At 73.6% G+C, this 21,500-nt stretch carries 16 protein-coding genes; 6 read left to right on the forward strand and 10 right to left on the reverse strand.

Annotated elements, in window-relative coordinates:
* Positions 1–260 precede the first annotated feature (260 nt).
* Both glmS and Q7T67_RS10180 read right to left on the reverse strand, forming a co-directional pair.
* Positions 261–2,084 (reverse strand): glutamine--fructose-6-phosphate transaminase (isomerizing), encoded by a 1,824-nt coding sequence (gene glmS / locus Q7T67_RS10175; RefSeq protein WP_304788689.1) that lies wholly within the window; start codon positions 2,082–2,084, stop codon positions 261–263.
* Positions 2,085–2,099: 15 nt separating this feature from the next.
* On the reverse strand, positions 2,100–2,381 hold the full coding sequence (locus Q7T67_RS10180; protein ID WP_304788691.1) for a hypothetical protein: 282 nt from the start codon (positions 2,379–2,381) through the stop codon (positions 2,100–2,102).
* 195 nt (positions 2,382–2,576) lie between these two features.
* On the opposite strand from Q7T67_RS10180, the gene Q7T67_RS10185 reads away from it, so the two are divergent.
* Positions 2,577–2,897, forward strand: a complete 321-nt coding sequence (locus Q7T67_RS10185) for a DUF192 domain-containing protein (RefSeq protein ID WP_304788693.1) — start codon at positions 2,577–2,579, stop codon at positions 2,895–2,897.
* On the opposite strand, the gene Q7T67_RS10190 is transcribed toward Q7T67_RS10185, so the two are convergent.
* Positions 2,894–3,040, reverse strand: a complete 147-nt coding sequence (locus Q7T67_RS10190; protein WP_304788695.1) for a hypothetical protein — start codon at positions 3,038–3,040, stop codon at positions 2,894–2,896. The genes Q7T67_RS10185 and Q7T67_RS10190 overlap by 4 nt on opposite strands.
* A 165-nt stretch (positions 3,041–3,205) precedes the next feature.
* On the opposite strand from Q7T67_RS10190, the gene Q7T67_RS10195 reads away from it, so the two are divergent.
* Both Q7T67_RS10195 and Q7T67_RS10200 read left to right on the forward strand, forming a co-directional pair.
* Positions 3,206–4,396 carry a glycosyltransferase family 2 protein gene (locus Q7T67_RS10195; protein ID WP_304788697.1) on the forward strand — a complete coding sequence of 397 codons (1,191 nt, stop codon included), beginning with the start codon at positions 3,206–3,208 and terminating at the stop codon, positions 4,394–4,396.
* A gap of 19 nt (positions 4,397–4,415) precedes the next feature.
* Positions 4,416–6,548, forward strand: coding sequence for a DUF2142 domain-containing protein (locus Q7T67_RS10200; RefSeq protein ID WP_304788699.1), 2,133 nt, complete (start codon positions 4,416–4,418; stop codon positions 6,546–6,548).
* Positions 6,549–6,588: 40 nt separating this feature from the next.
* Here the strand turns inward: Q7T67_RS10200 and Q7T67_RS10205 are convergent, their stop codons facing one another.
* Positions 6,589–8,607 (reverse strand): glycosyltransferase, encoded by a 2,019-nt coding sequence (locus Q7T67_RS10205; RefSeq protein WP_304788701.1) that lies wholly within the window; start codon positions 8,605–8,607, stop codon positions 6,589–6,591.
* A 96-nt stretch (positions 8,608–8,703) separates the two neighbouring features.
* A complete protein-coding gene (locus Q7T67_RS10210; RefSeq protein WP_304788704.1) occupies positions 8,704–9,678 on the reverse strand; it encodes a glycosyltransferase family 2 protein in 975 nt (324 codons plus the stop codon).
* A gap of 109 nt (positions 9,679–9,787) precedes the next feature.
* On the opposite strand from Q7T67_RS10210, the gene Q7T67_RS10215 reads away from it, so the two are divergent.
* From Q7T67_RS10215 to Q7T67_RS10225, 3 genes are all read left to right on the forward strand, one after another.
* On the forward strand, positions 9,788–11,089 hold the full coding sequence (locus Q7T67_RS10215) for a glycosyltransferase family 39 protein (RefSeq protein ID WP_304788706.1): 1,302 nt from the start codon (positions 9,788–9,790) through the stop codon (positions 11,087–11,089).
* Between the two features lie 78 nt (positions 11,090–11,167).
* A complete protein-coding gene (locus Q7T67_RS10220; protein ID WP_304788708.1) occupies positions 11,168–11,980 on the forward strand; it encodes a hypothetical protein in 813 nt (270 codons plus the stop codon).
* On the forward strand, positions 11,974–13,464 hold the full coding sequence (locus Q7T67_RS10225) for a DUF2142 domain-containing protein (RefSeq protein ID WP_304788709.1): 1,491 nt from the start codon (positions 11,974–11,976) through the stop codon (positions 13,462–13,464). The genes Q7T67_RS10220 and Q7T67_RS10225 overlap by 7 nt, the downstream gene beginning before the upstream one ends.
* A gap of 59 nt (positions 13,465–13,523) precedes the next feature.
* On the opposite strand, the gene Q7T67_RS10230 is transcribed toward Q7T67_RS10225, so the two are convergent.
* The 5 genes from Q7T67_RS10230 to Q7T67_RS10250 form a co-directional block, all read right to left on the reverse strand.
* Complete coding sequence (locus Q7T67_RS10230) at positions 13,524–16,178, reverse strand: HAD family hydrolase (protein WP_304788710.1); 2,655 nt, start codon at positions 16,176–16,178, stop codon at positions 13,524–13,526.
* Positions 16,179–16,226: 48 nt separating this feature from the next.
* The gene (locus tag Q7T67_RS10235; RefSeq protein WP_304788711.1) at positions 16,227–18,110 is read right to left on the reverse strand and encodes a hypothetical protein; all 1,884 of its coding nucleotides are present in this window, start codon (positions 18,108–18,110) and stop codon (positions 16,227–16,229) included.
* Positions 18,107–19,102: a class I SAM-dependent methyltransferase gene (locus tag Q7T67_RS10240; RefSeq protein ID WP_304788713.1), complete on the reverse strand. Its 996-nt coding sequence runs from the start codon at positions 19,100–19,102 to the stop codon at positions 18,107–18,109. The genes Q7T67_RS10235 and Q7T67_RS10240 overlap by 4 nt, the downstream gene beginning before the upstream one ends.
* A gap of 103 nt (positions 19,103–19,205) precedes the next feature.
* Positions 19,206–20,126: an ABC transporter permease gene (locus tag Q7T67_RS10245; RefSeq protein WP_304788715.1), complete on the reverse strand. Its 921-nt coding sequence runs from the start codon at positions 20,124–20,126 to the stop codon at positions 19,206–19,208.
* Complete coding sequence (locus Q7T67_RS10250) at positions 20,123–21,436, reverse strand: ABC transporter ATP-binding protein (protein WP_304788717.1); 1,314 nt, start codon at positions 21,434–21,436, stop codon at positions 20,123–20,125. Before Q7T67_RS10250 ends, Q7T67_RS10245 begins: the two co-directional genes overlap by 4 nt.
* Positions 21,437–21,500 lie beyond the last annotated feature (64 nt).

Raw genomic sequence — 21,500 nt, forward strand, 5'->3', positions numbered from 1 at the left:
ACGACGCGCTCGGCGGGAGCCGTGGCGCGGCGGGCCCGGACGGTCGGCGCGGGCCGGGCGGGCACGGGAGTCGGGTCCGACGCGCGCACCGGCCGGGCGGATCCGTCGCGCGGGGCGACGGGGGAGGGGACGGAGCGCACCAGTCGAGGATGCCGCTCCGGTCCGGCATCACGGTGACGGACCGGTGTCCGGCGGGTATCGCCGATGCGTGCGGGCGGTCACGGGGCGGCGGGTGCCGCCCCGTGACCGCCCGTCGCCCGTTACTCGACCGTGACGCTCTTGGCGAGGTTGCGCGGCTTGTCGATGTCGCGGTCCAGCGCCAGGGCGGCGTGGTAGGCCAGCAGCTGCAGCGGGATGTTCAGCAGGATCGGGTCGAGCTCGGGCTCGGTCCTCGGGATGACGATCGTCCGCTCGGCGAGCTCCTGCGGGAGCTCGGTGTGCGAGATCGCGAGGATCGGGCCGGACCGCGCGCGGATCTCGTGGAGCGTCGAGCGCTGCTTCTCGCCCAGCTCGTCGTCCGGGACGACGGCGACGACGGGCATCTGCTCGTCGATCAGGGCCAGCGGACCGTGCTTGAGCTCGGCCGCCTGGTACGCCTCTGCGTGCATGTAGGCGACCTCCTTGATCTTCTGGGCCGCCTCCCGCGCGATCGGCCAGCCGCGCACGCGGCCGATGAACATCGCGTTCTCGAACTGCGAGAGCCAGCCGGCGGCCTCGATGATCTTCTCCTCCTGCTCGAGGACCGCGGCGATCTTGGCCGGCAGCTCGCGCAGCGCGGTGATCAGGCGGTCGCCGTCGGCGGGGGAGAGGTCGCGGATGCGGCCCAGGTGCACGGCGAGCATCGCGAACGCCACGCACGTCGACGTGAAGCTCTTGCTCGACGCGACGGAGACCTCGGGGCCGGCGTGGATGTAGATCCCGCCGTCGGTGGCGCGGGCGATGGCCGAGCCCACCTGGTTGACGACGCCCAGGACGCGAGCGCCCTTGCGGGTCAGCTCCTCGACGGCGGCGAGCGTGTCGGCGGTCTCGCCGGACTGGCTGACGGCGATGTAGAGGCCGTCGGGGTCGATGACGGGGTTGCGGTACCGGAACTCGGACGCGGCCTCGGCGGTGGCGGGGATGCGCGCGAGCTCCTCGATCAGCTGGGCGCCGACCTCGCCGGAGTAGTACGCCGAGCCGCAGCCGAGGATGTAGACGCGCTTGAACGACCGCAGCTCGTTGGGGTGCAGGTTCAGGCCGCCGAGCTTGATCGTCGAGAAGCGCTCGTCGAGGCGGCCGGAGATCGTCCGCTCGACGGCCTCGGGCTGCTCGCCGATCTCCTTGCGGAGGAAGTGCTGGTGCTCGCCCATGTCGAAGTCCTCGGCGTCGAAGTCGACGCTCTCGGAGATCTTCTGGACGGGGCGGGCGTCGAGCGTCGACGTCGTGAAGCCGTCGGCCTCGAGCAGCGCGATCTCGCCGTCCTCGAGGTGCACGACCTGCTTGGTGTGGCGGACGATCGCGCCGACGTCGGACGCGACGTACATCTCGCGGTCGCCGAGGCCCAGGACGATCGGGCTGCCCAGCCGGGCGACGATCACGCGGTCGGGGTGCTTGGCGTCCAGGACGGCGAGGCCGTAGGCGCCCTCGACGTGGCGCAACGCGGAGCGCAGGGCCTCGACCGGGTCGTCGTGCTCCTGCGCGGCCTGGCCGATCAGGTGGGCGACGAGCTCCGTGTCGGTCTCGGACACGATCTCGATGCCGTCGGCCTGCAGGCGGGCCTTGATGTGCGGCGCGTTCTCGATGATCCCGTTGTGGACGACGGCGAAGCGCTCGCTGAAGTCGACGTGCGGGTGCGCGTTCTGGTCCGTCGGGGCGCCGTGGGTCGCCCAGCGGGTGTGGCCGATGGTCGGGGAGCCCTTGATCCGCTTGGGGAGCGAGGCCTTCAGGTCCGCGATCCGGCCCTTGGCCTTGTGGACCTTGAGCCCACTGGCCCCGGCCACGGCGATGCCGCCGGAGTCGTAGCCGCGGTACTCCAGGCGCTGGAGCCCTTCGAGGACGATGGGGACCCCGTTGCGGGAGCCGACGTAGCCAACGATGCCGCACATGACTGGGGATTCCTCCTACGTGTAGACGATCCTGCGCAACTGCCTGACGGACAGCACCTGTGGGCTGTACCGCCTGGTCCCCAGCTCCGCCGCGATCCGCTCGAACGCGTCGTCGTTGCGGACCCCTCGGGACTGCAGCTCGGTGTGCCTGCGACGCACGAACCCGGGGACGTCCTCGTCGAAGTACGCGAGCACCTCGGCGATCACGCGGTCGGCCTCGGACGGGCTGAGCGACGTGGTGCGCGAGAGGTGGGTGCGCAGCTCCTCGAACGAGGACGACGACCGGGCGGCGGTCACGAGAGAGCATGGTGACGCACTCGCACGGAGATTGCAATCGGATCCTGCCCGTTATCGGGCAGATAGCCGGAGTAGAGGCGCATCTGCACCGAAAGGGCGTCGGGCCAGATGCGATCTCGAGGCCGCCCGGCTCGCCGCGACGCTGCGTGGCACGGTCGGGTTGTGACGCTCTTCAGACGCACGTCGCCTCCTCGGGTGCCCGACGGATGGACGGTCACCGGGGCCGTCTCGCCCGTGGCGCGCGGTCGCGGGCTCCTCGGCCGCGACGGTCTCGGGATCCGGCAGGGCCTGTGGCTCCCGGTCCGGTCGGTCCACACGGTCGGCATGCGGTTCGCGCTCGACCTGGTGTGGCTGGACGGGCGCGGTGGAGTCCCGCGCATCGACCGCTCCGTCGGGCGAGGGCGGATCCGGACGTGCCTCGCTGCGCGGGGCGGCGTCGTCGAGGTCGAGGCGGGGCGTGGGGACGCCCTCGCGACCGCGCTGACGTCGGGCCTCGGCCCTGCGACCCAGGTCTAGGCCGGCCGGTCGCCGCGGTCGTCCTCCTCGACGTCCTCGGCACGCTGGCGCGTGGCGCGAAAGACGAGCAGGCCGGCCATGCCGAGGACCACGGTCATGCAGACCCCGGTGACGATGTCGGATGCCGTGGAGGCGAGGGCCATGGCAGCGATCGTACGCGCCGTGTCCGGCCCGCTGCACCCCGGCAGCGGGCAATCAGGGGGCCCTACGCGCCCGCCACGGACCGTGCTCTAGCCTGTCGAAGGCCTCTGACGTGGCAGTCGCGCGCGCCGGTGCCGCCGGTTCGTCCCACGTTCGCAGCCACCTCGATGAGCGCCACGATCTCCCCGCAGACCCCGCACTCTCCAGCGACGGACCCCGATCACCCCCTCCTCGTGTCGGTCGTGATCCCGTGCCTGAACGAGGAGGAGAACATCGTCGCGGTGGTGACCCAGGCCCGCGAGGCGATCGCGGACGCCGGCATCACCGGCGAGGTCGTCGTCGCGGACAACAACTCGACGGACCGCTCCGCCGAGCTCGGCGCCCAGGCCGGAGCGCGCGTGGTCCACGTCCCGACCCGCGGCTACGGCGCGGCGTACATGGGCGGCTTCTCCGCCGCCAAGGGCAAGTACATCGTCATGGGCGACGCCGACCTGACGTACGACTTCCACGAGATCCCGAACTTCGTCCGCGAGCTCGACGACGGCGCCGACCTCGTCATGGGCAACCGGATGAAGAACATCCAGCCCGGCGCCATGCCGTGGCTGCACCAGTACGTGGGCAACCCGCTGCTGTCGGGGTTCCTCAACCTGCTCTTCAAGACCGGCGTGCGCGACGCCCACTGCGGCATGCGCGCCGTCCGGCGCAGCGCCCTGCCGGCGATGGACCTGCGGACGCCGGGCATGGAGTTCGCGTCCGAGATGGTCATCCGGGCGAGCAAGGCCAAGCTCGACATCCGCGAGTTCGACATCCAGTACCACCCCCGCGGTGGTGAGTCGAAGCTCTCCACGTGGCGCGACGGCTGGCGGCACCTGCGGTTCCTGCTGGCGCACTCGCCGACGCACCTCTTCCTCATCCCGGGCCTGTTCCTCACGGTCGTCGGTGCGCTGATCATGGCGACCGTCCTGTCGGGCGTGAACATCCTCGGCCGCGACTGGAGCGTCCACAGCCTGATGGCCGGCGCGCTGCTGACGATCATCGGGACGCAGGTCGTGTCGCTCGGCCTCTGCGCGCACGCCTACGGCATGTACTTCATGGGGGACGTCGACCCGTGGTTCGACCGGATGCGTGCACGGTTCCGGCTGGAGCACGGGCTCGCCATCGGCGGTGCCGTCATCCTGGTCGGCGTGATCGCCGCCGCGATCATCATCATCCGCTGGGCCGCCGACGACTTCGGTGCGCTGAGCCAGATCAACCTGGCCATCGCGTCGGTGACGACGATCGTCATCGGGGTGCAGGTGTTCTTCTCGAGCTTCCTGCTCTCGATCATCGGGCTGCGCCGCACCACCCCCGGCGGCTGACGTCCGTCGGCCGGGCCGGATGGCCGTCGAACACCCACACGGTCCGTCGACGGGCATAGGCCGCCCCCGTCAGTCCGCCGCCCTCCTCGCGATCGGGTTCGCTGTCGCGGCCGTCGTCCTCGTCCTCGTCGTCTGCTCCGGGCAGGGGTGGCGCGACCGCTACGTCCAGCCCACCCTCGCGCAGGAGCCCGTGGCGACGCTCGCGATCGGAACGCCGGCGCAGGCCTGCGCCGACGTCGGGCCGTTGCCGGACGGGGCCGCGCGCGCGGCGTTCACGGTCGCAGCCGGCGGATCCGGGGCTACGGTCCGGACGCTCACCTCGGGGCTCGGCGTGCCGGCCGTCCGTGGCGCGCCCGCCGTCGTGGGCGCCTCCACCGTGATCCGGCCCGGCCTTGGTGCGGTCGACCCCGACGGGCGGCCCCGCCGCGTCTGCCTGGAGCACGTCGCCGGACCGCCGGTCGCGGTCCTCGGCCAGGGCGACGTCCCCGCCCTGCGGCTCACGGGCGCCGAGCCCGAGACGGTCTGGAGCGTGCTCGGCGCGATCGTCGACCGCTCCACCCGGGCCACGAGTGCCCCCGCGCGCTGGGTCGGCCTGCCCGGCGCGCTCGTCCTCCTGGCGCTCGCAAGCGGCGCGGCGCTCGTCCTGGTCGTCCTGGCGTGGTCGCCCGGCCGGCTCCCGTCCCGGGGGACGTGGGCGGTCGTCGTCGGGGTGGCGCTGGCGCACGGCGCGGCCTGGTCGATCGTGACGCCGCCGTTCGAGGTGCCCGACGAGTGGAGCCATTTCCATTATGCCGATTACGTCGCGGACCACGGCACGCTCCCCAACGGCCTGGCCGCCGGGGTGCCGGTCGCCCCGGATCAGGAGATGGCCATGATCCTCGTCGGCGCCAACGGCCTCCCGGGACACCCGTCGCTGCGACCGCCGTGGAGCGCCGCGGACGACTCCCGCATCCGTGCCGGTCTGGCGGCGATCCCGGACGCGTCGGTGCCCGACGGCCGGACGTCCGCGACGGGCCAGCCGCCGGGGTACTACCTGCTCGCTGGGGCCGTCGCGAAGGTCGCGGCCGGGAACGTCCTGGACCGGGTCTGGCAGGTCCGTCTCGTCGGGATCCTCGCGCTCGGGGCGCTGGCCGCCGGGGCCATGGCGCTCGCGCGTCGCCTGGCGCCGCGGCGGCCCGAGTGGGCCGTCACCGTCGGGCTGCTCACCGGCCTCGCGCCCCTCCTGGGCTTCCTCGCCGGGGGCGTCACGCCCGACGTCCCCCTCGTCACGGCCGCGGTCTGGACGATGTGGGCGGCCCTGACGTTCGTCGACCAACCGGACCGCTGGACCGGATTGCGACTCGGGATGCTCCTCGTGGCGCTGATCCTTGTGAAGCTGACGGCGCTGGCGCTCGTCCCCGGGATCGCCGTGCTCGTGCTCCTCGCGCTCGCGATCGCGGTGCGGCGCGGGTGGCCGCCGGGCTCTACCGGGGCGGTCGCGGGGCTCGCGGCGGGCCTCGCCGTGCCGCTGCTCGCCTACATCGCGTGGTGCGTCGCGAGCGACCGCTCGATCGTCCCCGGCGTCCTCACCGCGGTCGTGCGGTCCGAGGTGGACGCGACGGTCGCCCCGGGCTCCGGCCCGGTCTCGTTCCTCTCGTCGGCCTGGCAGCTCTACCTGCCCCGTCTGCCGGGCATCGACGACCTCGCTCCCGGCGTCGGGCCACGGACGTTTTGGCTGAACGGGTTCGTCGGCCGCTACGGCTGGCTCGACGTCGGACTGCCGACGTGGGTCGAGAAGGTCCTGCCGCCCCTGTGGATCGGGATCGCCTTCCTGGGGGTGCGCGGCGTGCGGGGGGTCCTGCCCGCACGTGACGCCGGTCGCGCGGCGTGGGTGCGGCAGGTAGCGATCGCCGCCGCCTTCCTGCTGCTGCTCGCCGGGCTGCTCCTCACGATCGCGCGCGCCGACTACTCGGCGCTCGTGTCGGGCGGCGACCGCTTCACGCAGCCGCGCTACCTGCTGCCCGCGCTGCCGGTCGCCGTCGTGGTGGTCCTGCTCGCCCTCCGCGGCACGCCGGACCGCGTCCGACCGTGGTTCGCGGTCGGGCTCGTCGGAGTCGCGGTGCTGCACGTCCTCGCCTCGATCCTGGCGACGGCCGGGCGCTTCTACGTCTGAGCCGCGGTCCTGCCCGTCGTCGCGTCGATCCTGACGACGGCTAGGCCCGAGCCGCGCCCGCCCGGGTCGCCGTGGTGTCCGCCCGCTCGTCCGCCAGCCGCTCGTAGAACGCCTCGAGGGCGTCGATCTTCCTCGGCCAGGCGTAGCTCGCCGCGGTCTCGTGTCCGGCGGCGATCAGGCGCTCGCGCAGGTCGCGATCCGTCAGGAGGCGCTGGAGGGCGTCGGCCACGTCCTGGGGGTCGCGGCCGGGCATGAGGCAGTTCACGCCGTCGACGCAGAAGTCGCGGTTGCCGTTGGAGTCGGTGCAGACGACCGCCGCGCCGGCGGCCATGGCCTCCAGCGGCGGCAGGCAGAAGCCCTCGTGCTTCGAGGTCTGGACGAGCACGGAGGTCTCGTTGAGGAGCACGTTGACCTCCTCGTCGGAGGGGAAGCGCAGGAACGTGACGGCGTCGCCGAGGCCCTCGGCGAGCTCGGGCTCGGACCCGAAGAGCGTCAGGCGTGGCTTTGGCTCCGGCAGGCGCTCGTACGCGGCGCGCGTGAGGGGGAAGTCCTTGAGCGGGTTGGAGCGCGCCGTGGAGAGGATCGTCCCCTCGGTCCGCGCGACGTCCGGCAGGGTGCGGTAGGTGTCGACGTCCAGGCCCGGGGTGAACGGCAGCGGGTCCGCGACGCCGAGCTTCTTCAGCTCGTCCGCCACCCAGATCGACCCGGCGAGGTAGGCGAACTCGGGTCGGTAGCTCGCGTGGACCTTGGCGTGGTCCTTCGGGGAGGCGTAGTACGAGCTCTCGACGTCCTGGACGAGGTAGACCGGGATGCCGTGCAACAGCGAGGCCTCCCAGACCCAGGAGGACGTCTCCCACCACGTCGCGACCTTGATGGCGTCGATCGGTCCCAGCTCGTGAGCGAGCTCCGCGTAGGAGTCGAACGTCCGGACGGGGACCTGCAGATCGAACCAGTCGGGTCCGCCGTCCTCGTCGAGGGTCCAGAGCTCGGGGTGGTGGCCCTTCTCGAGCAGCCCGTTCAGGTGGGTGAAGATCACGCGGTGACCGCCGCCGATGCCGGTGTCCTGCGTCACGTAGATCACGCGCAGGCCGCCGTCCTCGGCGCGCACGGGTCGGTGGTCGAGGTCCTGGCCCCAGCGGTCCCAGAAGCGCTGCTGCGAGGCGAGCTCGCGGTCGCCCTGGACGGTGCCGCGGGTCTTGCTCTCGTGGTGGAAGAGCACGGACTGCGGGGCGTAGCCGACCCGCTTGCCGTGAGCCCACGCCCGCAGGCAGTAGTCCACGTCCTCGTAGGCCATGCCGAAGCCCTCGTCGAGCTCGCCGATCTCGTCGAGCGTGCCGCGCGTGATGTAGAGCGCCGCCCCGGTGGCCGCGAGCGTCGGCCCTTCGACGTTCGCCGGCGGGAAGTCCGCGGGCTTGAAGCGGAACCGGTGGTCGAACCACTGCGGCTGGTCGTGGTTGCGCAGCACGCCGCCATGCTGGATCGACGTGTCGGGATAGAGCAGACGCGCCCCCACCAGGTCGAAGTCGCGGCGGTAGGCGGCGTACTGCAGCGCCGCGAGCCAGCCGCGCTGGGCGATCACGTCGGAGTTGAGGAGGACCGCGTCCTCGTCGCGCCGGACCGTCGCCAGGCCGCGGTTGCAGTTGGCCGCGAAGCCGCGCTGCTCCGCGCCGAGGACGGTCTCGAAGCCGTGCTCGACCGCCAGCGCCTTCAGGGCCGCGACGTGCTCGGGGGCGGAGCCGTCGTCGGTCACGACGATCCGGACCTTCGCGGGGTCGGTCGTCTTCCGGATGCTCTTCACCGCGTCGGCGACGAGGTCCGGCGAGCCGTAGGACGGGATGACGATCGCGACGGGGCGCGCGTGGCGCTTGTACCAGGCGCGGGCCGGTCCGCTGGCGTCGCCGACGCCTCCGACGGCACTGCCGGGAAGCAGCCGGACCGGGGCGGAGACAACGCGGCGGCCGAGCTCGGCCCAGCCGAGGTGCTGCACGGTCAGGACCGCCCGGCGCGGGAGGCCGGTCAGCAGGCGGCGGAGGTGGCGGAGGTACAACGACGGGTCCACGCCGTCCAGTGTGAACCGGATCGCGGCGCGGCGCGGTGGCGACGGGATCGCCGGCCGGGGTCGCGGGCGCCGGGGCGCAGCCGCCCCGGCCCCGGACTACGCCTCGAGGTCCAGCCGCTCGACGGTCGCGATGCCGTCGCGCGAGCACCAGCGCCGCACGGGCGCGGGCAGTCGATCCGCCCGGGTGCCGGCCACGGAGGCCACGGCGCGCTCGGTGTGGTGCACGAACGAGGCGAGCGTCGTGCGGTCCAGGGACCCCGCCGAGACGCCGCGCGCCCGCACCCACGCGCGGTCCGCCGCCGTCTGCCGCCGGATGCCGCCCAGGACGGCGCGCGGGGCGGCCGAGGACCGCATCCCGTAGACCTCGTGGAGGGCGCGGAACTCGTCGAAGAGCCGCGAGAACCGTTCGCCGAAGGGGTAGTCGTGCGAGTGCTCCACAGCCGCCGCGGGCACGAACGCGCGAGCCCATCCCGCGCGCAGCAGGTCCACGGCCAGCAGCTGGTCCTCCGCGTAGGCGACGTCGCGGAAGGGCGTGTCCTCCCAGGCGCGGCGCAGGAGCGCGCCGTTGGCGTCGGTGTGGAAGGTCGCGGGCGACGGGCGCAGCGGGTCGGGGACGTCGCGCTGCCGGTAGATGCTGGGCGTCCCCGCCGGGCCCGCCATCGCGGAGAACATCTCGCTCAGCTCGCGCGTCGTCGCGACGCTGGCCCCCGGGATCGGCCGGTACGGCCCACAGGCCAGGGCCACGTCGTCGGCCAGGTCGAACGCCTCGACCATCGTCCGCAGCCACGAGCGCCCCGCGGGGACGGCGTCCTGGGTGAGGAAGACCACGACGTCGCCCGAGGACTCGCGCATCAGGAGGTTGCGCGTGCGGCCGTGTCCGAAGGCGGAGCGCTCGATGCGCACCAGCCGGGCACCGGCGGCCTCCGCGACGAGGTCGGACCCGTCGCCCGAGCCCGAGTCGCAGACGACCAGCTCGTGCTCGGGGCCGTCCTGCTCGCCCAGCGCGAAGAACAGCTCCTGCAGCCGGGAGCCCCCGTTGAGCACCGGGATGGCGACGGAGACGGAGCGCACCGGGCCATCGTACGGGCGCTCCCGGAGGAGGGCCCCGGACCCGGCGACCCGGCCGGGCCCGGGAGTCGCGTTGCGGCGTGCGGCGTACGGGGCTCCTACACTGCCCCGCGTGTCCGCGGCAGCGCCCCCAGTGCCCTCCGCCCGTCGCCGGGTGCTGCCCGCGTGGCCGTGGGCGATCCTCGCCGTGGCGCTGGCCCTGCGCGTGGTCGTCGTGCTCGCCACGCCCGGCTACTTGCCCTTCGGCGACCCCGCGGACTACGACCGGATCGGCCGGTTCCTGGAGTACTTCGGGACCTACCCGCCCACGACGTTCGCCGACCCGGCCGGCCCGGCTGCGCTGCGCCCGCCGGGCTACCCCTACTTCCTCGCGGCCGTCTACGAGGTCGTCGGCGTCCGCTGGACGGTCGTGCGGCTGATCGCGGCGCTCCTGGGGACCGTGGGGGTCCTGCTGCTCTGGGACGTCGTGCGGCGCCTCTGGGACGTCCGGCTGGCGATCTGGACGGCGGCCGTCGCGGCGGTGCTCCCGAGCCTCGTCTGGGTCGGCGGCGGGCTGACGGCGGAGTCGCTGTTCGTCCCGCTGGTGCTCGGGGCCGTCTGGGCGGTGGTCCGCCACCGCGACGCAGGGGGCAGCGCGCTCTGGGTGCTGGCCGCCGGCCTGCTGCTCGGCGTCGCGGTGCTCACGCGCAGCAACGGCGGGATCCTGTTGCTGCCGCTGCTGGTCGCCGCGTGGGTCCCCCGTCGTCGGTGGACCGACCCGGTCGTGCTGCTGCTCGGGACCGTCGTCGCGCTGACGCCGTGGACGGTCCGCAACGCGGAGGCCTTCGGGGCGTTCGCCCCGCTGGGCACGCAGTCGGGGTTCACGATCGCGGGTGCCTACAACTCCAATGCCGACACCGGCGGGAAGTACTACGCGGCGTGGCAGCTGCCGATGGACGTCCCCGCGCTGAAGCCGCTGTTCGGCCGACCGGACCTGAACGAGGCGCAGGTCGACGCCGAGCTCCGGGATCGGGGCATCGCCTTCGCCAAGGACCACCCGGGGTTCGTCGTGGGCGCGACCGGCGTCCACGCCCTGCAGCTGTTCCACCTGTGGCCCGACATCGACCTGGGCAGCGGCAACTCGTTCCGCGAGACCGGGGTGCCCGAGTCGCTGTGGGGCGAGTACACCGCGGCGTTCTGGGTCTTCCTCGCCCTGGTCGTCGCCGGGATCGTGCTGCTCGTGCGGCGGCACGAACGGCCCGGTCCGCTGTGGCTGTGGGCGATCCCCGTCCTGATCGTGCTGAGCGTCGTGCCGCTGCTGGGCCCGCCGCGCTACCGGATCCCCGCCGACCCGTTCCTGGCCATCCTCGCGGGCGTGGCGCTCACGGCCCTGAGGGACCGTCTCCGGTCGCCGGGACTGTCGCGCCCGGCGTAGGGGGCCGCGCCCGAGGCGGGGCGGCTACAGTTGCCCGCGTCGCAGGATCGCCTCCCGGTCCCACGGCGCGACCCGTCCATGTCCTCCACGCCTGACCCACCCGGCTCGCGCGACCGGACGCTGCCCTGGCGCGCGCTCGTCGTCGCCGTCGTCGTCCTCGTCGTGGGCGTCCTCCCATTGGCCGGCAGCCTGCTGGATCGTCGGGACGAGCGGCTGGCGACGAACACGCGCCTGCTCGGCAACTCGAGCTGGTCCGCGATTGAGCCGGGGGCCCGCGAGTGCGCGGACACCACGAGCGACGACGCCCTCGCGCTCCCGGAAGGGGCCACCGGGGTCGAGATGTTCGTCCGCCGCCCCGTGCGCCCGGCTCCGCGACTTTCCGTGACGGTCACCGGGCGGCGCGCGTCCGTCCGGGGGACGGCAGCGGCGTCGACGCCCGAGGGCGGCGGTCCCGTCCTCGTCGAGCTCGACCGCGACCTCCCCGCCAGCATGCGGCGGATCTGCGTCCGCAACGTGGGTGCGCAGCGGGTGGAGCTGGCGCGGTCCCTCGACGCCGGCGGGAACGGCCGCACGCTGCTCACCGCGGGCAAGGGGGCGAACGAGCCCGAGCGCGAGGCGCGGCCGACCCTCCGGTTCGACCTTATCGGCCGGCAGGACGCCGTCGCCGGGTCGCTGCTCGGCCGCGGCCTGGACCACGCGACGGCGTTCAAGCCGGACGGGGTCGGGCCGCTCGTCATCCTGGGCGGCCTCGTCCTCGTGCTCTTCGGCGGCGGGGCCGGGCTCGTACTGGTCGCGCGGACCCCCTCCGACCCCGAGCCGTCCGGCGGCACGGACGTGCCTCGCGCCGCCGGTCCACTGGCCGGTCCGGACGGACGGCGGGGCGGATGGTGAGGTCCGACCGCTGGTGGCGCCGCGCGACGCTCCTCGTCGTCCTCGTCGCCTTCGTCCACGCCGCGTCGTGGGCGGTGCTGACGCCGCTCTTCCAGGGCCCGGACGAGATCGTTCACTACGGCTATACGGAGCGCGTGGCCGAGACCGGGCGTCCGCCGACGCCCGCCGGGAGCGGCGCCTTCAGCTCGATCTCCACGACCCAGACGCTGATCACCATCCCCTGGTCGATCACCGGGCTGCCGTCGTGGGACCGCGACGACAGCAACGCGCAGGACCGGGTCATGAAGCGGTTCGACGCCCCGGAGGCCAACCGCGACGCGCCCCAGGCCGCGGGATATCAAGCGGGCAACCCACCGCTCTACAACTACGTGACCGCGGTGCCGTACCTGGCCGCGAAGGCGACGGGCGCCACCGTCGAGGGCCGGATGATGGCGATGCGGCTGACAACGGCGCTCATCGGAGCCCTCGCGGTCCTCTTCGTGCTGCTCTTCCTCCGGGAGCTGCTCCCGCGGCGCCCCGTGGCGGTCGTGGTCGGGGCGCTGGCCGTGGCGCTGCAGCCGGTCTACGGCTGGCTCGCCGGGACCGTCAACAACGACCTCGCGGTGACGCTCGGCGGGACGATCCTGCTCTACGGGGCGGCCCGTGCCTTCCGCCGCGGTCTCGACCTGCGCTCGGCGCTGATCATCGGGGCCGGCGCGTCGATCGGGATGCTCTCGAAGGTCTCTGCCTACGGCCTGCTCGCGGCGGCCGCCTGGTGCACCGCGTGGCTCTTGATCGGGCAGCGCCGACGGATCAGGATCGACGCCCGTCGGCTCGCCCTCGCGGTGGTCGTGATCGTCGTCCTCGCGTACCTGCCCCAGTGGGTCGTCGCCCAGCTGCGGCAGCCGCAAGGGTTGCTCGCCGGGGCCGAGAACGCGGCCGCGACGACGCCCGGGTCGGGCGCGCCGAGCGGCCTGGGCAAGGTCCGCGACGTCCTCTCGTACGTCTGGCAGTTCTACCTGCCGCGGCTCCCGGGGATGGACGTTCAATTCCGAGGCTATCCGGACAACCCGGTCTGGCAGGTCTACCTCCAGCCGTTCATGGGCCGCTTCGGCTGGTTCCAGTACGGCTTCTCCACCGGTCAGTCCCAGCGGCTCCTGGGGATCTTGGCCGTCGCCCTCGTCGCGGCCCTCGCCGGTCTGTGGCGCCTGCGGTCCACCGCCCGACGGCACTGGGCCGCGCTGATCGGGCTCGTTGGCTCGTTCGTCGGCTACGCCGTGATGATCAACATCCGGGGCCAGCAGTTCCGCGACGAGACCGGTCAGGGCTTCGAGCAGGTCCGCTACCTGTTCCCGATGATCGGCTTCTACGGGCTGCTCGTGGCGCTCGCCCTGACCGGCCTGCCCGCGCGGTGGCGCCGCCCCGTCGCCGTCGGTGCCGTCGCGCTGATGCTCGTGCAGGTCGTGGCCTCCTGGGGCCTGACCTTCGACCGCTACTTCCTCTGAGCGGACCGTCGGGCCGGGGCCAGGAGACCGGGGGCCCCGGAGGGCCGGCCCCGGTGGCGTCAGCCGCGCCGCGCGGCCCGCAGGCCCTTGGTGACCCGCCAGCTCAGCGACTGCTCCATCGCGCCCCGGACCGCCTCGGACGAGGCCATGCGGGCGGGGGAGCGCGGATCGCCGACGGGAGGGGGGGACCACGGGAGGACGGCGAGCAGGAGCTCGACGTCGACGCGGTAGATCTCCTCGTTCGTGACGTGGCCCGTCGCCCAGGACAGCGTCGCATCGCCGTGGTGGGTGGCGAACACGCCGTCGCCGAGGGTCGTGGCGTGGAGCAACTCGATCTGGCCGGACCGGGCGTGCTCCTCGAGGCGGACCACCACGGGCGCGTCGCGGTCGCGGAGGTGGAGCCGCAGCTCGAGGCGGTCAATCCGGGCGATCACCGGCTCCGTGCCGAGCTTCAGGTGCAGCTTGGCGATGTGTCGGCCTTGCACGTTGGTGCCGACGTGGGTCAGCCCGCGGACGTTGCGCCGCGGCTCGCCGACGTAGGGGTCGCCGACGTTGACGCCCTCGCCGGCGATCGTGATGCGCCCGCTCTCGAGCGGGGTGGAGAGGACGCCGAGGGGGATCTCGCCGGTCTCGTGGAGCATCGCCGCGTCGGCGATGGCCGGGTCGGCGGTACGGGCGACGCCGTAGGGCCAGTAGACGCTCTGCATCGGCAGCTGGCTGAGCCCCTCGGGGACGACGTAGCGGATCGTCGCCGCCGCCTCGGGGTTGGCCAGCGCCTCGTTGCCCGACGAGCCCTGGTTCTCGTCGTGGACCCACGCGCCGAACCGCGTCGCCTCGTCGGCGGTCGGCGCCGCCACGGAGCGGGCGATCTGCGGGATCAGGGCCTCGCCCAGGTCGGCCAGGTCGTCGAGGCCCTCGACGACGCCGCGGTAGCGGTGGTACTCGCGCTGGAAGGCGAGGATGCCGGCGCGCACCGCCCCCGCCTCGGCCGTCTGCCGGGCGGGCAGCGGGTTCGGGGCGAAGACCGGCTCGAGGTCGGCGGTCAGGTCGATCTGGCTGCCGTGATCGGGCATGCAGACCTGCTCGAGGATCTCCGGCGAGCGGACGATCGCCCGGCACGCCGCCTCGGGCGCGCCCATGTTCGCGAGGAACCCGCGGACCTCGGCGCCGGACGCGACCGTGGTGCTGGCCCCCTCGTGGGTGACCATGTAGAAGCCGATGACGTGGCGCTCGACGCCCGCCTGCTTCAGGAGCGCCACGATCCGCCGCTGGATCGAGGCGCCCCAGCCGAGGTCGCACACGAGCAGCGGCCCGTTCGGGGCGTCGCGGTTGATCGCCTCGACGGCGCGCGCCCGGAGCACGGCCGCCCGCTCGGAGACCGTCGCCTGCAGCGCCGGGTCCTCCAGCGCGCGGATCAGGGCGTCGCGAGCCGTCGCGTCCGAGGACGGGAACCCAAGGTGCGGCCGCAGGCTCGGGACCCGGACGGGGTCGATGCCGAGCGTCTCCAGCAGCAGGCCCAGCGGCGCGGCCGAACGCCGCTCGAGCAGCGTCAGGAAGTCGGACCGGTCCGCGCTGCCGATCGCGGCGATCGTCGAGAGATGCCGGTTGAGGTTGAGCATCCGCGTGTCGAGCGGCAGGTCGTTGGCGCGTGCAGCACGGTCGACGAGCTCGCCCAGGAACGAGCCCTCGCGCATGAGACACATGAGCCGTCCGGTGCCGACGACGGCGGCCTCCCGGGCCGTCCACTCGGCGAAGCCCGTGAACGCCGGCCCGAGCACCTGGGCGCCGTAGCGCCAGAACGGCTGGAGCGCCGACGGGACGTCGGCCAGGTCGGCGTGCCGGGCGGCCTTCGCGCGAAGCTGGGCCAGCACCGAGTCGCCGAGCGCGACCGGGTGGGGGTGCGACGCCGGCTTGTCGGTCATCGGCCGCGGGCAGGGGTGCGCGAAGCGCTCCTCCTGCTCGATGATCGCCGCGAGCTGCGGGTCGCGGCGCTCGAGCAGGATCCCCGTGATCCCACGCTTCTTCGCCGGGGCGATGTCCGCGAGCGGGTTGTCGCCGAGGTGGACGACGGACTCCGGGTCGGCGTCGACGTGCTCCAGGGCGCGGTCGAAGAGCGTGCCGGCCTTATTCACGCGATGGTCGGAGGACGTGACGATCGCGTGCCAGACCACGCCGTCGAGCCCTGGCTGGTCCAGGAGCGTCGCGAGCTGGTCGGCGGACAGGTAGGTGTCGGAGACCGCGAGGACCGGGACGCCGATCGCGTTGGCGTACCGCAGCGCCTCGGCGACGTCGAGGTCGGGCACCGTGATCTCGCGCTCCAGCGCGACCTCGAGGGCCACGACCTCGTCCCGCGTCAGGCCGGGGTGGACCCACTCGGGGATCCGGTCGTAGATCTCGTGCAGGCGGATCTCGGGCGACTCGATGGCCTCGCCCAGGAGCATCCGGGACTCGTGCTCCGCCTTGCGGCGGAGGATCGCGAAGGGGCCTGGTGCCAGGGACTCGTGGAGGTGGTCGGCGTCGCGCAGCCGGTGCCCGAGACGGACGAAGACGTCCTCCGGCTCCGGCACGCGGCGCCAGAGGACCGTGTCGAAGACGTCGGTGAAGAGCGCCCGTGCCGCCCCGCTCTCGAGGAGGTCGAACGCCCGGTGCAGGCCGGTGGGGATCGCCGCCGGCCGGGTCGCGGGGGTGCGCGTGGTGCTCGGTTCGTCGCCCATCACCGACCACCGTAGGCGACCGCCCCCGCGGATGCCGCACGGCGGCGGTCAGGCGCGGAGGTGCCGCACGACTGCCCGCAGGCGCAGGACGAGGCGGTAGGCGCGGCTGCCGACCACTGCGTCGCGGGTCGCCAGCTCGCCGCGGGCCGCCGTCAGAGCGCGCTCGAGCGGATCGATGACCCGTGCGATCCAGGCGGGCGGGTCGAGGGCGTCCGCGGGTCGCGCCGCCGGCACGACGGAGGGCGTCGTCGAAGACGCTGCGAGTCGCAGCGCCAGCCCGGGACCGGAGAACACGAGCGCCGCGGGGTCGCCGGCCACGGCGAGCAGGCGCAGGTGCTGGCGGAGGAACGCCAGGACGCCCCGGCGCGCGGCCTCGACTCGGAGCCCGCGCAGATCGTCCGCTGATGCGGACGCGGACCCGGCGAGCGAAGTCCTCGAGCGGTCCGGCGCGCCGGCCAGCTCCTCGATGCGGGACCGCCACGACGTCGCGGCCGCGTGCGCGTCCGCCGGGGTCCCGAGGTTGGCGAGGTAGCCCAGGACCTCGCCGCCGGCCGGCCCGAGGATGGCGTCGGCCGCGGTCGCGTCGCCCGCGAGGTGCAGACCGACCACGTGACGCGGCGTGCCCGCGGCGGCGAGGGCCCGGGCGAGCTGCGCCTGCAGGCGGCCCGGTCCGCCCACGTGGCACAGGACGAGAGGCACGCCCGGGTGCTCGGCCGGGGCGGCGATGCCGGCGTCCAGCTCGGCGGAGAGCTCCGCGGCGCGGGCGGCCGCGCGCTCCTGCAGGGCCGGGTCCGCGGCGAGCGCCGTCGCGAGCGACGCGACGTCGTCGTGTCCGGCCGGCAGGCCGAGGATCTCGGCGACCTCTGCGAGGCGGCCGTCGCGCCCCAGCGCGAGCGTCAGCGCGGTGCCGACCGCGGCGCCGCCCCCCGCCGCGGCGGCCACGAGTGCCGGCGTCACGGGTAGGACCCGGACGGGCACCGGGAGTCCGAGGGCCCGGACGATCTCGGCGACGAGCTCGGGAAGGAGACCACCCCGATCGGCGGCGACGACGATCGGCGCGCCCGCGTGCCCGGCGGCGTGCCGGACGGACCACTCCGCGAAGCCGACGAGCACTGGGCCGAGCTCGGCGGCGCCGGCGACCCACGCGTCTCGCACGGCGCCGGGGGTCGCCCCGGCCTCACCGGAGATCGCGACGCGGGCCACGAGACGCTCGAGCGCCGTCGCGTCCCGCGGACCGGCGCCGAGCCGTACGACGTGCAGGGACTCGTGGTCGATCGTGGTGGTCCGGGCGGTGAGGAGCAGGATCGGTCGGGGCGCGCTCCCCGCGGCTGCGAGGGCCTGACCCGCGGCGTCGCCGTCGTCGTCCGTGCCGGCCCGGACCGCCCGCCACGTGACGGCGTCGAGCGCGGGGTGCTCCAAGCGGCGCCGGAGCTGGTCCGCGGAGAGCGGTCCTGCCGAGATCGCGGAGATCGGCAGCCGGGCGGCCGCGGCCGCCTCCAGGAACAGGGCGACGTCGGGGTCGGGCACCGTCGTCCCGGCGATGAGGTCCAGCTCGAGGTCCGCGACGCCGTGACGGGTCGCGCCGGGGTGGCACCACTCCGGGACGAGCGCCCAGATCGCGGCCAGCGGCGCCCCCGAGCCGGCCCGCTCGGCGGCCCGCTCCCGCAGCACGGCGAAGGACTCCGGGGTGAGCGACGGGTGGAGGTGCCCGGCGGACTCCAGGCGGCGCCCGAGCTCCCGGTGTCGCTGGGCCTCGTCGACTGTGGGCCACGTGGCTCCGCCCTCGACGTCGGCGACGACGGCGCCGACGACACCTCGCTCGAGCAGCTCCCAGGCCGCGACGAGCTCGGCCGGGACGGTGTCCGGCCGACGGACGTCGGTGCCCGCCTGCGCGGCCGTCCCGGCGGCACCGGCACCGCTCGCGGCACTCATCGGCCGCCTCCGTCGAGCGCCGCCAGCCTGGCGGCGAGGTCCGCACCGCTCGCCCGCGCCAGCCTGGCCTCCCAGACGGCCCGCTCCCGGTCGCGGTCCAGCGCCTGCGTGGCCAGCTCGTCCTGCAGCTCGAGCACCTTCGCGTACAGCGCCAGGCGGTTGCGCTCCAGACGGGCGATCAGGGGGGAGCGGTCCAAGGGTTCGAGGATGCGGTCGGCCTCCGCGGCCCACGGGGCGTCACGGGAGTAGACGAAGCCCAGGCCGAAGATCGCGGGGATGACCCGCAGGTGCAGGTCGTCGCGGTCGACGATCGCGTCCTCGACGGCCGTCAGGACGCCGTTGCGCTCGCCGCCGGCGTGGTCGGCGATGCCCATGGTGCCGCGGCTGCGCATGCCGCGGCCGACGACGGGGTCGTGGCCGAAGACGGACATCCCGGTGTCGAAGGCGTGGGGATGGACGTCGGCGGGATCGAGGCCGTCGGGGCCGTAGTAGTAGTCGCGACGGCCGCAGGGGAAGCAGACGTCGTGGAAGACGAGCAGAGCGTGCTCGCCGGCGGCGGTCGCGCGCTCGAGCAGGCGCTCGGTCTCGGCCCGCACGACGGCGTAGGAGTGGTCCCCGTCGACCACGACGAACTGGCAGTCGGGCAGCTCGGTGATCGCGTCGGGGGAGTAGGCGCGCACGAGTTCCAGCCGGGTGGTCCCGGCCAGGCCCTCGAGGACCGCGGAGGGCGCCGGGTCGATGCAGGTCACCGAGGCGTCGAGCGCCTCGGCCTGGGCGATGAGCTCCTGCGTCAGCAGACCGCCCTCGCCGCCGATCTCGGCGATGCCCGTGGGGCGCACGACGGCGGCCAGGTCGCCCAGGACCTCGCGGAACAGCCCGACGGAGTGCAGGAGCAGCGGCATCGCGGCGGCCTCGTCGGCCTCGACGTGCGGCTCCTCGCGGGTGTTGAGCCGCGCCAGGCGCGAGGGGTCCCCGTGGGGCTCGTCGGACATGGCCGGAAGGGTAGCCGCGGGGCGGACCGCTCGGCCGGTGGACGTCGGTCCGGTCCGCCTCCCGTCCAGGACGAGGGACTCCGGCCTGCCGCCCGGCGCCCGGCTAGAGCCGCTCGGCGATCCGCGGGGCCTCGCGGTTGAAGTACCAGAAGCCCCCGAAGAGCAGCGCGAGCGTGATCGCCGTGGGGATCAGCAGCACCCACCAGGCGCCGGCGGAGTCCAGGGCGCTGGGGTGGCTCGGGGCGATCATCGCGTGGCGCGACTGCTGCAGGATCGCCGAGAACGGGTTGAACATCAGGATCCGCTCGATCGTGTCGCCGAACTTCGCCTGGATCGCCTGGACCGGGACGAGCACGCCCGAGGCGTAGAACATCGCCTGCAGCACGACCTCCCAGATCGGCCGCACGTCGCGGAACCGCACGTAGAGCGCCGACAAGATCATCGCGATCGCCAGGCAGAGGACGCCGAGCAGGAGCAGCAGGAACGGCAGCTCGAGCCACGTCCAGCGGATCTCGGCCCCGGACGCGATCAGGAAGATCAGCACCGGGATGAGGTTGAGGACCAGGTTGAACGACGCGAGGATGACGACCGAGATCGGCACCGCCATGCGCGGGAAGTCGATCTTGCGGACGAGGTTCTCGCGGTCGACCATCGCCGACACCGCACCGCCCGTCGCGTCGCCCAGGAACGTGAACAGCACGATGCCCAGGAGCAGCGTCGGGCCGTAGAGCTCGACGTCGTTGCCCAGCCGGACGACGACCGTGAAGACGACCATCAGGACGCCGAAGAGCAGCATCGGCCGGGCCAGCTGCCAGAAGTACCCGAGGAACGAGCCGTAGAAGCGGAGCTTGAACTCGGCCGTGGCCATCGTCCACGCCAGGCCCATCATGCGCCGGAAGTCGGTGCCCAGCGCCGACGGGCCCTTGATCGGCGGCTTCAGCGTCGAGCGGTCGATCTCGCTGAAGTCGCGGGCCACCGGCTTGGCGTTGAAGCCGTCGGGGACCGTCGTCTGGGGAGCGCTCACGTGGACACCGCCGGGTCGTCGGTCGCAGCGGTGAGCTCGAGCCGGAAGGGGGGGTGCATCGTGCCGAGCGTCTTGACGTGCCCGGTCACGAGCAGCTTGTGCATCCGCGGGCGACGGTCGAACCACTCCAGGCCCGACTCGTCCTTGCACACCGACGGCGTTAGGACGTAGCGCCCGGGGGCGAGGTAGGACTCGAAGGTGATCCGCGACTCGTGGACCGAGCCGGCCTCGAAGCGCCCGGCGGGCGGCAGGTCGAGGTTGTTGGGCTCGAAGACGGTGACGCCCTGGTCGGTCAGGACGCTCATGCCGAAGAGCGGGTTCTCGACGGTCTCGTGGAACGCCACGCGCATCGCGAACGTGCAGGACGACCCGAAGGTCAGGACCTCGACGCGGTCGCCGTTCTCGTCCTCGACCCACGAGTCGACGATCTCCGCCTTCTGGTTGCCGTGGCGGTCGACGTCGTGGTTGACCGAGCCGGCGAGCGAGATCGTCGTGCGGTCCGCCGACGTCTCCTCGTCGTCGGGGTCCGCGGCGATCTCGGCGGCCACCTCGGCGCGGGCGTCGGCCGAGAAGTTCATGTCGAGGTACTGGTCCCCGATCTCCTCGGGGTCGCCGATCGCCACGACGGTGCCGCGCTCGAGCAGCAGCGCCCGGTCGCAGAAGCGCTTGACGGCGCTCATGTCGTGGGTGACGAGGATGACCGTGGCGCCGCTGTCGCGGATCCGCTCGAACTCGTCGAAGCACTTCTGCTGGAACGCGGCGTCGCCGACGGCGAGGACCTCGTCGATCAGCAGGATCTCGGCGTCGACCTGGATCATCACCGCGAACGCCAGCCGGACGAGCATGCCCGAGCTGTAGTTCTTGATCTTCAGGTCGGCGAAGTCGCCCAGCTCGGCGAACTCGAGGATCTTGTCGAACCTTGCACGGGCCTCGGAGCGGCCGAGCCCGAGCATCTGCGCGTTCAGCATGACGTTGTCGTACGCGGCGAGGTCGGGGTTGAAGCCGACCCCGAGCTCGATGAACGTCGACATGCGCCCGTCGACGTGGATCGCGCCCTCGTCGATCCCGTAGATGCCCGCCAGGGTCTTGAGCATCGTCGACTTGCCCGACCCGTTGCGACCGACGACGCCGAAGAACTCGCCGCGCTCGACGTGGAACGAGACGTTGCGCAGCGAGCGCATCCGGCGGACCTGACCGCGGCGGAGCGGGTGCAGCGCGCGCTCCTTGAGCGTGTGGGCACCCTCGGTCGGGATCTCGAAGGTCTTCGAGATGCCGTCGACGAGGATGGCTGGGGGTGCCTGGTTCGTCATGGGCCGACTCGACAGCGTAGAGGCTGATCGGCTCCGTCCACCCCGCGCGTCCCCGGATCACCGC

The sequence above is a fragment of the Patulibacter sp. genome, from assembly GCF_030655195.1.
In the GTDB taxonomy this organism is placed as follows: Bacteria; Actinomycetota; Thermoleophilia; order Solirubrobacterales; family Solirubrobacteraceae; genus Patulibacter.